The sequence below is a fragment of the Telluria sp. RT2P19 genome, assembly GCF_059685725.1.
Genome location: NZ_JCASIL010000026.1, coordinates 1 through 13,503 on the forward strand (window position 1 = coordinate 1; position 13,503 = coordinate 13,503).

The window sequence follows — 13,503 nt, forward strand, 5'->3', positions numbered from 1 at the left end:
CGCCTGCCGAATTACCTGGGTTGGCTGTGGGCCCTCGATGGTGGGCGAGTTACTTCTGTCGAGCAATTGCTACGCATCGCGATCGGATTCATCCATAGGTAACGGTGACATCGCCAAGAAAAAAGGGCGGCGCCCACCGCCGCGTGGCAAGCCGTTGCATTATCATCTCGCCCATGTCGTCCGCATCCCATCCCGATCCCCTGCTGCCCACCGACGCGCCGCCCCAGCGCGTGCTGCGCCAGTTCCGCATCGTCTTCAATGCCGTCAAGACCCATTTCCGCCAGCTCGAGCGCGAATCGGGTCTGGGCGGCGCCCAGGTCTGGGCCCTGTCGGTGATCGACAGCCAGCCCGGCATCGGCGCCACCAGCCTGGGGCGCGCCATGGATATCCACCAGTCCACCGCCAGCAACCTGGTGCGCGGCCTGGTCGAGCGCGGCTATGTGGCGGCGGCGCGCGAGGGAGCGGACCGGCGCAACGTTGCTCTGCGAATCTTGCCGGCCGGCCAGGAAGTATTGCGACGTGCGCCCGCGCCCCTGGCGGGGGTCTTGCCGAACGCGCTCGCGACGCTGGATGAGGCTACCTTGCTACGTCTGGAAAAAGATCTCGCGACGCTGATCGCCCGCCTCGATGCGGACGAGGACGCGGGCAAGATCCCGTTGGGCCAATCCTCAGCGTCAGACCTCTCCGCGGAATTTCCCCAAGGCTAAATTTACCATCGCCTCGACGCTGCCTTCGTGCTCATGCACGATGCGCAGTTGCTGGGCGTCGCCGACCGCCTTCGTCACCTGGGCCAGGTGGCTCAGGGCGGCGCTGGAACCGAGCTGCTCGGCATGCGGCGCGATGCGCGCCAGGGTGGCCAGGATGTCGTCGCGCAGCAGTACAGGCTGGTGTGCCTGTGGCAGCACGATATTGCCGTCCAGGCCGAAACGGCATGCCTGGAAGCGATTGTAGTTATAGACCAGGTAATCGTCCTCGCGCGGCGCCGGCTCGTTTCCTTCCAACAAGTAGCTGCACAGCGCCTGCAGGTAGGCGGCCAGGGCTGCGGCATGTTCGACCGTCAGCGGTGTGTCGCACACGCGCAGCTCGATGGTGCCGTACTCGGGCTTGGGACGCAGGTCCCAGTAAAAGTCCTTCATGCTGCGCACGATGCCGGTGTCTTCCATGCGCTTGAAATAATCGCGTTCGAAATCATCCCACTTGAGCAGGAACGGCGCCCGCCCCGACAGCGGGAAGGCGAATACCGAATTCAGGCGCGAGGAATGGAACTGGGTGTCGCTGCCCTGCAGGAAGGGCGACGACGCCGACAGCGCGATGAAGTGCGGGATGTAGCGGTTGAGCGCATGCAGCAGGAACAACGCGTTGTCGCCGCTGCCGCAGCCGATGTGCACGTGCTGGCCGAACACGGTGAACTGCTTGGCCAGGTAGCCGTACAGCGCCGAGACTTCGCGAAAGCGCGGTTTTTCATAGATGCGGCGCTCGGTCCACTGCTGGAAGGGATGGGTGCCGCCGCCGGCGACGCCCACGTTCAGGCGGTCGCCCGCGCGCAGCAGGGTGTCGCGGATCAATGTCAACTCTTCGACCAGCGGCCCGTGGCCCGTGTGGATGCTGCTGTTAATTTCGATCATGCTCTCGGTGATCTCGGGCGTCACGGCGCCGGGGAACGGCGCGCGCGCCAGCAGGTCGAGCATGTCCGGCGAGGCCGGTGCGAGGTCGAAATCCGACAGGTTCACGAGCTGCAGCTCCAGCTCGACCCCCATGGTCAGCGGGTCCGAACGGCAAAATTCAGGTAGCGGCATCCTGGTCCTCCTTCTTGTCGATGTTCTTGTATCTGGCAAAACCCGACTCGCGTGCGCCGGTCAGCGCGATCTGGGTCAGGATGGGCGCCAGCACTTCGAGGATCATGGCCATCGCCGCCAATGGCGCCAGCGGGGTCAAGGTATCGAACAGGTCGACGCCCTGGCGCCGGGTCTGCTCGATCAGGATGATGGCGAACACGGTCAAGGGCATGATCGCCACGCCGGTCAGGGCGCCCTTGCGCGCCGAGATGCCCGAGACGTGTGCGGTGGCGGTGCACACCGCGACCTTGACCAGCGCCCGCACCAGCAACAGCAGCAGGCCGAGCATCAGGCCCTCGGCGGTTGGCTGCCAGGCGATGGTGGTGGCGACGAAGAAAAACAGCAGCACCGTCAGCAGGTCGCCCAGCGCGCCGAAATTGCGCTGTGCCGGGCTCAGGGTGACGCGGCGATGACGGGCCACCAGGCCGAAGGTGAGCGCCGCCAGCACCGGCGACAGTTTCAGCACGTGGGTGATCGCCACCAGCAGGAAGACGAACACGGCGAAGGTCAGCGTCGAATTGGCGCGCGCATGGCCGGCGACGCGCTGCCACAGCGGCAACAGGTAGCCGAGCGCCGCGCCCAGGCCGCTCGATGCGGCCAGCACCACCAGCCCGGTCCAGCTGGCGTGGACCACGTCGCCCGAGGTCTGGAATACGCCGAAGCCGACCGTTACGTTGAACACGAACACGGCCAGCACGCAGTTCAGCGCCGTCAGGTGCATGGCGCGCTCGGTGACCTGGCCGCCGCCGCCCTGCTCGTTGACGATGCGCAGCAGGCCGGCCGGGGAGCTGGCCATGGCCAGCGCCGCCAGCAGACAGGCCGGCAGCACGGCAATGCCACAGATGCGCGACACGTAGTACACCGCGGCCCAGGTCAGGCCGGCCTCGAGTAGCGAAGTGAGCAACAGCCATGGGTTGCTGCGCAGCCAGCGCAGGTTGATCCGGTAGCCTAGTTCGAACAGGATCAGGCCAAAGCCCAGGTTGGCCAGCATCATGAAGTTATCGGCCTGGGCCGGCGGCAGGTAGCCGCTCGACAGATTGCCGAAGACAAATCCGCACAGGCCATAGATCGCGATGCGCGGCACATTGGCCCAGCGGTACAGCAGCTCGCCGGCCATCCAGGCCAGTGTCAGCGCCAGCGGCCAGGCCAGCGCATGCGTGAGTGAAAGCAATTCGCTCATCCAGTTCTCCGGTGGGACGCGCCGATCGGCGGCAGGGAGCCGCGCAGGCACGATGATCCGATGTGGCGCGGGGAACGCCAGACGCGGCGGAGGTGGCAAGGCCAGGCCGCGCAGTCGAAAAAAGCCCCCCGACGGATGCGGGGGGAGAAAAGAAACGGGTTGAGCCGCCTCATCGCTGATCGGGCATCCGGATGCAACCGGTTGCCACGCAGCTATACTGCCCGAAAAATATAACCGAGGCAACCCTATTTGTGCGAATGTACAGACTGGCGATCGACTCCCCTACCCGCCTGTCGCGGTGGGAAGCCATGTTCTCAGCGCTTCCGTGCGCACACCGTGAAGTGGAAAATATTAACATGGTTGAAACAAGGGAGGGATAGTGGACGCATTGCCGGGATGGCTGCAGGCAGCATCGTGGGGAATGCTGGCGGGCGCCGCCCTGCTGCTGGGCGCCTTCGTCGGAGTGCGCGTCGATGTGCCGCAGCGGCTGGTGGCGGCCATCATGGCCTTCGGCAGCGGGGTCCTGATCTCGGCGTTGTCATTCGAGTTGATGGACGAAGCGCTCGAGACTGGCGGCTTTGCATCGACCGCTGCCGGCTTCCTGTGCGGGGCCATCGCCTATACGACTGCCAACTGGATGCTGGCACGCCGTGGCGCGCGTCATCGCAAACGCTCGCGCCGACCTGTCGACAAATCCGCGCAGGAAGGCGCCGAACAAGGTGGCGGTGGCGCGGCCATCGCCGTGGGCGCGCTGCTCGACGGGATTCCCGAATCGATCGTGATCGGGCTGTCGCTGCTCGGCGGCCAGGGTGTGAGCCTGGCGGTGGTGGTCGCCGTCTTCCTGTCCAATTTGCCGGAAGGCTTGTCGAGCGCGGCCGGCATGAAACATGGCGGGATCTCGAGTCACGCCATTTACGGCATCTGGGCCGGCATCGCCGTGTCTTCCGGCATGGCGGCCCTCGTCGGCTATACGGTATTTCACCGCTTGCCACCTGAAATCGTGGCGGCGACCACGGCGGTGGCGGCGGGCGGCGTGCTGGCGATGGTGGTCGACACCATGATTCCCGAGGCGTTCGACGAAACCCATGATTTTGCCGGACTGATCGTGGCATTGGGCTTCCTGGCTGCGTTTGCGCTGAGCAAGCTGGGAGCTTGAGTCATCGCTGTCCGCCCTGCCCCCGTTCTTGGTGGCTTGTCTATGTTGTCGACATGGGTCCGTAGTCCGAGGCCTCGGGAGATGCGGTTGGTTTGGCTTATCCGTTGGTTAGTTACGTTTTAAATACATGGAAGCTGGCCTTACGTCGAGGCCGGTCGTTTCAATCCGCAACCTGTCCGGCCCGCCTTGGCGGTTCCATCGTCGGTGCCCCCTGTGTCCCCAGATAGGCCACGATCTCCCTGGCCTGCTGCTCGCTCATGAAATTCAGGAAGCGCATCTTGTTGCCTGGGATAACCTTCTCTGAATCGCGGATGAAGGCGGCCAGGTTCGCCTCGTCCCATACCAGGGTCGACGCTTTCAACGCCGGCGAATAGCCATAGCCGGCCACGCTCCCCGCCTGGCGTCCAAGTACGCCATTGAGCTGTGGGCCGAAGATATGGCCGGCGTTCGGCCCCACTTCGTGGCAACCGGCACAGCGCGCAAACAGCTTGCGCCCCGCCTCGATCCGGGCCGCCGACGGTTCGGCGCCCCCTTCCGCGACGGCGCCGGACTCCATGCGGCCACAACCGCCAAGGCCGAGCAGCGAACCAAACACGATCCCGAGCGTGATTCCGAAACCCCGCATCTACTTCACCCGCTGCTTCTCGAGCTTGCGCGCCAGCGTGCGCCGGTGCATGCCCAGCCTTCGCGCCGCCTCCGAGATATTGAAATCGGTCTCGGCCAGCACGGCATGGATGCGCTCCCACTCCAGGGTCTTGATCGAGGTCGAGCGGTTGGTCACCTCGACCTCGGTGCTGCCGGCCACATGGCCGAAGGCGGTCTCGATGTCGTCGGCATCCGACGGCTTGGCCAGATATTGCACGGCGCCCAGCTTGATCGCCTCGACCGCGGTGGCGATACTGGCGAAGCCCGTCAGCACCACGATCAACATGTCCGGGTCATGCTCGTGCAGCAACTGGACACAGGCCAGGCCGGAGGTGTTGCCCTTCAGCTTGAGGTCGACCACGGCGTAGCCGGGATTGTGGTGCGCCAGCAGCGCCTGGGCCTCGTCCAGGCTGGCGGCCCCGAGCACCCGGTAGCCGCGCCGCTCGAACGAGCGGCTCAGCGTGCGCGCAAATGCTTCGTCGTCTTCGATGATGAGCAGCAGTGGCTCAGGATTCTGCATCGTCTGTGTCCTCTTCCAGTTGGATCGCCGCCAGCGGCAGGCGCACCGTCACTTCCGCCCCGCCGCCCTCGTCCTGGCGGCGGTTGCGGGCCGTCACCGTGCCACCGAGCTTGCGCACGACGTTCACCGCCAGGAACAGCCCGAGGCCGCCGCCGGGTTTGCCCTTGGTCGAATGATACGGCTTGCCGATATGGTCGAGCATGCCAGGCGCGAAGCCCGGCCCGCGGTCGAACACGGTCAGCACCAGGCTGCGCTCGTCGACATGGGCGTCCATATAGACCCAGTCCGGCGAGGCCTCGAGCGCGTTGTCGAGCAGGTTGTCGATGGTCTGGCGCAGCGCCGAGTCGCTCGCCACGGGCACGTCTTCGGCAATGCGGTTATTGTAGATGAAGGTGCGCACGTGACGGCTCGCGTCCCAGCCCTCGGCCAGCCGGTCGAGGAAGCTCCTGATCGTGGTGCGCTGGGCCGACTCGCCGCGCGCCTCGCCAGCCGACAGCAGGATGCCGCTGACGATCGCCTTGCAACGCTTGAGCTGGGTCTGCATCTCGGTCAGCTCTTCCAGCAGTTCCGGATCGTCGCGAAAGGCCGGCATGCGCTTCCAGTCACCCAGGATTACCGAGACCGTCGACAGCGGCGTGCCCAGTTCGTGGGCGGCGCCGCTGGCCAGCAAGCCCATGCGCACGATGTGTTCTTCCTCGGCGGCGCGCTGGCGCAGCGCCGCCAGCTGGGTCGCCTTGTCGCGCACATTGTCGGAGATGCGCGAGATGAACATCACCAGCAGCGCCGCATTGAGCGCAAAGCACACCAGCAGTCCCTGCACGTACAGGCTGCCGATGCCGCGCGCGTGATCGAACGGCAGCGCGAGCGGCTGGGCATAGATGGCGAGCCCGGCCATGCAGGCGATCGTGACCACCACGATGCTCCAGGTCCACAACACGTCGAGCAACACGGCCGAGACGATCACCTGCAGCAGATACAGGAAGGCGAACGGGTTGGTGGTGCCTCCCGACAGGTACAGCAGCACCGTCAGGCTCGACACGTCGACCAGGATCGCCAGGAACATCTCGCCATTCGACACCGGCCGCCGCTCGTGCCAGCGCAGGTGGCTGGCGACATTGAAGGCGATCAGGCAGGCCAGCACCTGCAGCATGTGCACCAGCGGCAGGTCGATCCGGAAGATCAGGATCGCCGAGGCGATGGTGGTGATCTGGCCGATCACGGCGATCCAGCGCAGCTCGATCAGCTGCAGCATGTTCTTGTGGCCGGCCGCGAACTCGACGTTCGCGGCGGCGGCGGACGGCGACGAGCGCGCCGCCCTGGCAAAGAAGTCCAGCGGTGATTGCATGGGAAACCGTTATATCCGGCAAGGCGGCCATCGCCGCTTTGCGCACCGTCTTAATCGTCGGTATCGCTGCCGCGCTTCGCCTCATGCCGGGCGATCCACCACACGGCGGCAGCCACCATGAGGGCGAGAGCATACCAAGTGAGCGCGTAGACGAGGTGATTATTTGGGAAAGAAATGACGGTCAGGCCGCCGACCGCGGTTTCAGGCGCATCCTTCGGGTCCTGGCCCGCGCCAGCGTCGACGAAGAACGGCGCGACCGTGGCGGCCTCGAAACCGCGCGCGGCGGCGATGGCGCCCACTTCGCGCGCATACCAGCGGTTGTTGACGGGATCGTTATCGCGCAGGAAGCCGCTCTTGGGTTCGGCAATGCGCAGCAAGCCGGTAAGCGCCACCTGCGGGCCCTGCGCCGCGGCGCAGGCGTCGGGGCCGGCCTTGCGGGCGGGAAAGCGGGTCGCGATATCGCCGCTCGAGGGGATGAAGCCGCGGTTGACCAGCACGACGTGGCCCTCTTGCGTGCACAAGGGCGTGAGCAGCCAGAAGCCGGCGCCGAGGTTCGACAGGGCCTGAACCGGCGTGGTGAATTCGTACAGATAGCGGCCCGACAGGCGTACGCGGCGGTACTCGTCGGATTCGCGGGAGACTTGCGGCCATTGCGCCACCGCGGGCGGCGCAACGGGATCCGCATGAACGCGCGCGTCGACGCGTTCGATCAGGTCCAGTTTCCATTGCAGGCGAACCACCTGCCAGGTCCCCAGACCCGCAAACAGCACGAACAGCAGCAGGGCCAGCACCGCCAGGAGGCGCCGCACGAAGGCGGAGCGCCGAGGCGATCGGGCGCTACTTTCCGGCCCTGCCGGCTGTTCGTCCACGACCGCCATTTAGGTCATGTCGTGGGTGTTGTTCGGACCCATGCCAGGCATCATATTGGTGTTCATATGATGCATGACCCAGATCGAACCGGCCAGGACAATGACCAGGATGACGACGGTCAGGATCATCGCCATCATGTTCCAGCCGCCTTCCGACTTCGAGTTCAAGTGCAGGAAATAGATCATCTGCACGATCAGCTGCACGCCGGCGAAGGCGAGGATGACCCACTTGGTCGTCTCAGGCGCCAGGACATTGCCCATCACCAGCCAGAACGGGATGATGGTCAGGATGGCCGCCAGCGCGAAGCCGACCAGGTAGTCCTTCTGGCTGTAGTGCGTCACGTAGACGTCGTGGCCATGATGGCCGTGGTCGTGGTGGTCGCTCATGGCAGGACTCCCATCAGGTAGACAAAGGTGAAGACGAAGATCCAGATCAGGTCCAGGAAGTGCCAGAACAGCGACAGGCACGACAGGCGACGGAAGTTTTCCGGGGTCAGGCCGTGTTTGCCCAACTGGAAGAACAGGGTCACCAGCCAGATGATGCCGAAGCTCACGTGCAGGCCGTGGGTGCCGACCAGCGCGAAGAATGCGGTCAGGAAGCCCGAACGCTGGGGCCCGGCGCCCAGGTGGATCAGGTGCTGGAACTCATAGATCTCGACGCACAGGAAGGCCAGGCCCAGGATGCCGGTCACGACCAGCCACATGCGGGTCTTGGCCAGGTTCTTGGCTTGCGCCGCGATCATGGCGAAGCCGAAGGTCAGCGACGACACCAGCAGGAACGCGGTGTTGAGCGCGATCAGCGGCAGCTCGAACAGCTCGGCGCCGGTCGGGCCGCCGGCGTAGCTGCGGCCCTGCACCGCATAGGTGGCGAACAGGGACGCGAAGATGAGGCAGTCGCTCATCAGGTAGAGCCAGAAGCCCAGCAGCGTGCCCTGCTCCGGGTGGTGTTCGCGGACGATGTAACGTCCGCTCACGTCGTCGGCGACGCTGCCGCCGGTTACAGATGCGTTAAGTTCAGACATGGCTTTCCAGCATACGGGTGCGCGCTTCTTCGGTCCGGGCCACTTCTTCGGCCGGGATGTAGTAGTCACGCTTGTAGTTGAAGGTATGGATGATGATCGCGGCCATCATGGCGATGAATGCCGCGATGGTGAACGCCCACATGTGCCAGATGATGCCGAAGCCGACCGCGCACGCGAGCGCGGAGATGATGATGCCGGCGCCGGTGTTCTTTGGCATGTGGATCGCCACGAAGTCCTTCAGCGGACGACGGTAGCCGTTCTTCTTCATGTCGGCGAAGGTGTCGTTGTCGAACACCACGGGCGTGAACGCGAAGTTGTAGTCTGGCGGTGGCGACGAGGTCGACCATTCCAGCGTACGGCCTTCCCATGGGTCGCCGGTGAAGTCGCGCAGGCGGGCGGTGTTGCGGTCGCGGTAGCTGACATAGATCTGCATCAGCAGCGCGCCGATACCGCCGGCGATCATCAGGGTGCCCAGGAACGAGATCTGGAACAGCCACTGCACCGAAGGATCGTCGAAATGGCTCACGCGACGGGTGTAGCCCATGAAACCCAGGATGTACGGCGGGGTGAACGCGACCCAGAAGCCGATCGACCACAGCCAGAACGAGACCAGGCCCCAGAAACGGTCCAGCTTGTAGCCGAAGGCTTTCGGGAACCAGTAGTTCAGGCCCGCGAAGATACCGAACACGACGCCACCGATGATCACGTTGTGGAAGTGGGCGATCAGGAACAGCGAGTTGTGCAGCACGAAGTCGGCCGCCGGGATCGCCAGCATGACGCCGGTCATGCCGCCGATCACGAAGGTCAGCATGAACGACACGGTCCACATCATCGGCAGCTCGAAGCGGATACGGCCACGGTACATGGTGAACAGCCAGTTGAAGATCTTGGCGCCGGTCGGGATCGAGATGATCATCGTCGTGATGCCGAAGAACGCATTGACACTCGCGCCCGAGCCCATGGTGAAGAAGTGGTGCAGCCAGACCAGGTACGACAGCACCATGATGACGCAGGTCGCGTACACCATCGAGGTGTAGCCGAACAGGCGCTTGCCGCAGAAGGTCGAAACGACTTCGGAGAAGATGCCGAAGGCCGGCAGGATCAGGATGTAGACCTCGGGGTGGCCCCAGATCCAGATCAGGTTGACGTACATCATCGGGTTGCCGCCACGGTCGCTCGTGAAGAACGCGGTGTCGAGCAGGCGGTCCATGCCCAGCATGGCCAGCACGGCGGTCAGGATCGGGAAGGTGACCACGATCAGGATGTTGGTGCACAGCGAGGTCCAGGTGAAGACTGGCATCTTCATCAGGTCCATGCCCGGCGCGCGCATCTTGATGATGGTGACGATCAGGTTGACGCCCGACAGGGTCGTGCCGACACCTGCCACCTGCAATGACCATATGTAATAGTCGACGCCGACGCCCGGACTTGCCAGGATGCCCGACAGCGGTGGATACGCCAGCCAGCCGGTACGGCCGAACTCACCCACGAACAGGGAAGCCATCACGAGCACGGCGCCCATGGCGGTCATCCAGAACGAGAAGTTGTTCAGGAACGGAAACGCCACGTCGCGCGCGCCGATCTGCAGCGGCACCACGTAGTTCATCAGGCCCGTCACGAACGGCATCGCCACGAAGAAGATCATGATCACGCCGTGGGCGGTGAAGACCTGGTCGTAGTGGTGCGGCGGCAGGAAGCCGGCGTTGTCGCCGAAGGCGATCGCCTGCTGGGCGCGCATCATGAGGGCATCGGCGAAGCCGCGCAGGAACATGATCAGACCCAGGATCATGTACATGATCCCGATTTTCTTGTGGTCGATACTGGTGATCCAGTCTCTCCACAGGGTGCCCCACACGCGGAAGTAGGAGATCAGGCCGATGAGGGCCAGACCGCCGACGATCACGCCTGCGAAGGTAGCGATCAGAATCGGCTCGTGGAACGGGATCGCGTCCCAGCCCAGCCGACCGAAGATGAACTTCGTCAAGTCGAATGATTCTTGCATGATTACTTCATCAAGGTATTAATAGGAGCCACGCACATTTCCAGCGCTTCCGCCAGCTGTGACTTGCCGCCCTGCGACTGCTGGCGGATAGCCGCGGCCATCTGGTTGCGCTTCATGTCTTCGTGCATCTGCTGGTTCATGCACATCGTACCCTCTGCAACGCAGCGGTTCAGGATGCGGTTGAACAGCGCCGGCTCGACCTGGCCGTAGTGGCGCACGGCCTCCTTGGCGGTCGGCTTTTCCAGCACCAGGTAATCGGCGCGGTCCAGAACGGCGGTATTGCCCTTCATTTCCTGCACCCAGGTGTTGAACTGTTCGTTGGTCACGCCCTTGTAGGCGAACTTCATGTGCGAGAAACCGTCGCCGCTGAAGTTGGCCGACAGGCCCTGGTAGTCGCCGACCTTGTTCAGCACCGCGTTCAGTTCGGTCTGCATGCCGGGCATCGTGTAGATCATGCCGGCCAGCGTCGGAATGTAGAACGTGTTCATCACGGTCGACGAAGTCATCTTGAAGCGGATCGGGGTGTCGATCGGGGTCACCAGCTGGTTGACCGAGGCAATGCCCTGCTCCGGATAGATGAACAGCCATTTCCAGTCGAGCGCCACGACCTGCACCTCGAGCGGCTTGGTCGACGCCGGGATCGGACGGTGTTCGTCCAGGCGGTCGAGCGGCCGGTACGGATCGAGCTTGTGGGTGCTGACCCAGGTGATCAGGCCCAGCACGATGATGATCAGGAGCGGCGCGCCCCAGATGATGAGCTCGAGCTTGGTCGAGTGGTCCCAGTCGGGTTCGTACTTCGCGTTGGCGTTCTTGCGATAGCGCCAGGCGAACAGGACAGTCAGAATCATCACCGGAACGATGATCAACAACATCAGCGCAACCGAAATGATGATCAGATCGGCCTGCTGCTTCGCAATATCGCCGGTGGGATTCATGACGACAGCGTTGCAGCCGGCCAGCGCTGCAAGCGGAAGTAATGGGAGTCCGCGGCGGACAATTTTAGGAATCATGCTAGGTATCTAACGTTACATGGAGGGAGAACATGCTACTGTAATGCCAACGGTCGCCAAAGAACATTGGACACATTGTCCCACCTTTGCCGAGGTGCAATTCTGCATTGCATTCCCAGAATTGCATTCCTATTAACAATGCCGGCGGCCGTCGACTTCTCTGGAGAACACAATATGCAAAGCACGACGACGTACGGCGGCGCAGGGGCCGCTCCAATCACCCACCCCAATAGCGGGGCCCGCAATATCAACGCCAGGGACGAACATGTCAGCCCCGGCGACATCGCCGTCGGCGTGGTCGTGGGCCGTTCGGCGGAATACTTCGAGTTCTTCACGTACGCAATCGCGTCGGCGCTCGTCTTCCCCGCGATCTTCTTCCCGTGGGCGGACCGGCTCGAGGCCACCCTGTATTCGTTCGCCATCTTCGCCCTCGCCTTCGTGGCACGTCCGATCGGCACGGTCGTGTTCATGGCGATCCAGAAGCGCTGGAGCCGCGACATGAAGCTCGGCATCTCGCTGCTCATGATGGGCACCAGCACCGTCGTCATCGCCATGCTCCCAAGTTACAGCGAGATCGGCGCCACTGCCATCATCCTGCTGGCGGGCTTGCGTATCGCACAGGGTTTCGCCCAGGGTGGCTCGTGGGACGGACTGCCTTCGCTGCTGGCCCTGTCCGCACCCGAGAACAAGCGCGGATGGTACGCCATGCTCGGACAATTGAGCGCACCGCTTGGCTTCCTGGTTGCGGCCGGCATCTTCGCCTTCCTGATCGCCTACACGGCCGAAGAAGACTTCTTGACCTGGGGCTGGCGCTTCCCGTTCTTCGTGGCCTTCGCCATCAACGTGGTCGGCACCTTCGCCCGCCTGCGTCTGGCCAGCACGCCCGAATATTCACGCCTGCTCGACTCGCACCACCTCGATCCGGCCCCGGTTGGCGAACTGGTGAGCAAGCAAGGCAGCAATATCGTCATCGGCGCCATGGCCGCCCTGGCCAGCTACGCCCTGTTCCACCTGGTGACCGTGTTCCCGCTGTCGTGGATCCAGCTCTACGACACCCGTCCAATGGATGAGTTCCTGCACATCCAGATGTGGGGCGCCGGCCTCGCCGCCATCGCCATGCTGATTTCTGGCAAGGTCGCCGACAAGCTTGGCCGTCGCACCACGCTCGGCACCGCCGCGGCGCTGATCGCCCTGTACTCGGCGTCGATCCCGTTCCTGATCAATAGCGGCACCGGCGGCCAGAACGCCTTCATCCTGATCGGCTTCACCCTGCTGGGCTTCTCGTATGGCCAGGCCGCGGGTGCAACCACCTCGAACTTCCAGAAGCACCTGCGCTACACCGGTGCTGCGCTGACGTCGGATCTGGCCTGGCTGGTTGGCGCGGCCTTCGCTCCGCTGGTCGCGCTGGGCCTGTCGGCGCACTTCGGCCTTGGCTATGTCAGCCTGTACCTGCTGTCGGGTGCGGTCGCCTCGCTGGCGGCGCTGAGCCTGAACCGCAAGCTGGAGATTCGCGACTGATGCCGGCTGCCTGAACTGAAAAAATGACAACGGCCCTTCGGGGCCGTTGTCCATTGGGGGGCAATGGTGTCAGGCGCACGCCGTGCGCCATTCCTGCGCATTGGCCGGCTGGGCGTGTTCGTGTCCACAGTTCATGATCCGCTGCTTGCCATGCTTGTCGACCATGTCGATGCTGGTGGCGGGCGAGCGCTCGGTGACGCACTAGATGCCGGCGGCGCCCACGATGCCAAAACGGCGCGCGCTGTCGCCGCCGTCGCCGCCGTCGCTTACCCGTTCGACGACCTCCGGCGCCTCGTACCAGCGCTTCGGTCCCAGCGCGGCGGCCTCCCCGATGCCATTGGCCATGCGGGCCTGCGCTGCCGTGCGCGGCGACGATGGCCGGCCTGCCGTCCTCGCGCAGC

The 13,503-nt window shown here is 64.2% G+C and carries 14 protein-coding genes and 1 pseudogene; 4 read left to right on the top strand and 11 right to left on the bottom strand.

Annotated elements, in window-relative coordinates; genetic code table 11:
• Both AC56KW_RS23580 and AC56KW_RS23585 read left to right on the top strand, forming a co-directional pair.
• Positions 1–102: pseudogene (locus tag AC56KW_RS23580) on the top strand (IS1595 family transposase); the annotation flags it as partial.
• A 71-nt stretch (positions 103–173) separates the two neighbouring features.
• Positions 174–707 (top strand): MarR family winged helix-turn-helix transcriptional regulator, encoded by a 534-nt coding sequence (locus AC56KW_RS23585; protein ID WP_497173063.1) that lies wholly within the window; start codon positions 174–176, stop codon positions 705–707.
• Here the strand turns inward: AC56KW_RS23585 and AC56KW_RS23590 are convergent.
• Positions 675–1,796, bottom strand: a complete 1,122-nt coding sequence (locus AC56KW_RS23590; RefSeq protein WP_497173064.1) for a YbdK family carboxylate-amine ligase — start codon at positions 1,794–1,796, stop codon at positions 675–677. The genes AC56KW_RS23585 and AC56KW_RS23590 overlap by 33 nt on opposite strands.
• Complete coding sequence (locus tag AC56KW_RS23595; RefSeq protein ID WP_497173065.1) at positions 1,783–3,015, bottom strand: cation:proton antiporter; 1,233 nt, start codon at positions 3,013–3,015, stop codon at positions 1,783–1,785. Before AC56KW_RS23595 ends, AC56KW_RS23590 begins: the two co-directional genes overlap by 14 nt.
• Before the next feature lie 379 nt (positions 3,016–3,394).
• Between AC56KW_RS23595 and AC56KW_RS23600 the strand changes: the two genes are divergently transcribed.
• Positions 3,395–4,171, top strand: a complete 777-nt coding sequence (locus AC56KW_RS23600; protein ID WP_497173066.1) for a ZIP family metal transporter — start codon at positions 3,395–3,397, stop codon at positions 4,169–4,171.
• 160 nt (positions 4,172–4,331) lie between these two features.
• On the opposite strand, the gene AC56KW_RS23605 is transcribed toward AC56KW_RS23600, so the two are convergent.
• The 8 genes from AC56KW_RS23605 to cyoA form a co-directional block, all read right to left on the bottom strand.
• Positions 4,332–4,796, bottom strand: a complete 465-nt coding sequence (locus tag AC56KW_RS23605; RefSeq protein ID WP_497173067.1) for a c-type cytochrome — start codon at positions 4,794–4,796, stop codon at positions 4,332–4,334.
• Positions 4,797–5,336: a response regulator transcription factor gene (locus tag AC56KW_RS23610; RefSeq protein WP_497173068.1), complete on the bottom strand. Its 540-nt coding sequence runs from the start codon at positions 5,334–5,336 to the stop codon at positions 4,797–4,799.
• The gene (locus AC56KW_RS23615) at positions 5,323–6,681 is read right to left on the bottom strand and encodes an ATP-binding protein (RefSeq protein ID WP_497173069.1); all 1,359 of its coding nucleotides are present in this window, start codon (positions 6,679–6,681) and stop codon (positions 5,323–5,325) included. Before AC56KW_RS23615 ends, AC56KW_RS23610 begins: the two co-directional genes overlap by 14 nt.
• 50 nt (positions 6,682–6,731) lie before the next feature.
• On the bottom strand, positions 6,732–7,490 hold the full coding sequence (locus AC56KW_RS23620; protein WP_497173070.1) for an SURF1 family protein: 759 nt from the start codon (positions 7,488–7,490) through the stop codon (positions 6,732–6,734).
• A gap of 69 nt (positions 7,491–7,559) precedes the next feature.
• Positions 7,560–7,937, bottom strand: a complete 378-nt coding sequence (gene cyoD, locus AC56KW_RS23625) for a cytochrome o ubiquinol oxidase subunit IV (RefSeq protein ID WP_497173071.1) — start codon at positions 7,935–7,937, stop codon at positions 7,560–7,562.
• Positions 7,934–8,572 carry a cytochrome o ubiquinol oxidase subunit III gene (gene cyoC, locus AC56KW_RS23630; protein ID WP_497173072.1) on the bottom strand — a complete coding sequence of 213 codons (639 nt, stop codon included), beginning with the start codon at positions 8,570–8,572 and terminating at the stop codon, positions 7,934–7,936. The genes cyoD and cyoC overlap by 4 nt, the downstream gene beginning before the upstream one ends.
• On the bottom strand, positions 8,565–10,574 hold the full coding sequence (cyoB, locus tag AC56KW_RS23635; protein ID WP_497173073.1) for a cytochrome o ubiquinol oxidase subunit I: 2,010 nt from the start codon (positions 10,572–10,574) through the stop codon (positions 8,565–8,567). Before cyoB ends, cyoC begins: the two co-directional genes overlap by 8 nt.
• Before the next feature lie 2 nt (positions 10,575–10,576).
• Positions 10,577–11,584, bottom strand: coding sequence for a ubiquinol oxidase subunit II (gene cyoA, locus AC56KW_RS23640; RefSeq protein WP_497173074.1), 1,008 nt, complete (start codon positions 11,582–11,584; stop codon positions 10,577–10,579).
• 174 nt (positions 11,585–11,758) lie between these two features.
• On the opposite strand from cyoA, the gene AC56KW_RS23645 reads away from it, so the two are divergent.
• A complete protein-coding gene (locus AC56KW_RS23645; RefSeq protein ID WP_497173075.1) occupies positions 11,759–13,102 on the top strand; it encodes an MFS transporter in 1,344 nt (447 codons plus the stop codon).
• A 201-nt stretch (positions 13,103–13,303) separates the two neighbouring features.
• On the opposite strand, the gene AC56KW_RS23650 is transcribed toward AC56KW_RS23645, so the two are convergent.
• Positions 13,304–13,447 carry a hypothetical protein gene (locus tag AC56KW_RS23650; RefSeq protein ID WP_497173146.1) on the bottom strand — a complete coding sequence of 48 codons (144 nt, stop codon included), beginning with the start codon at positions 13,445–13,447 and terminating at the stop codon, positions 13,304–13,306.
• Between the last annotated feature and the right edge of the window lie 56 nt (positions 13,448–13,503).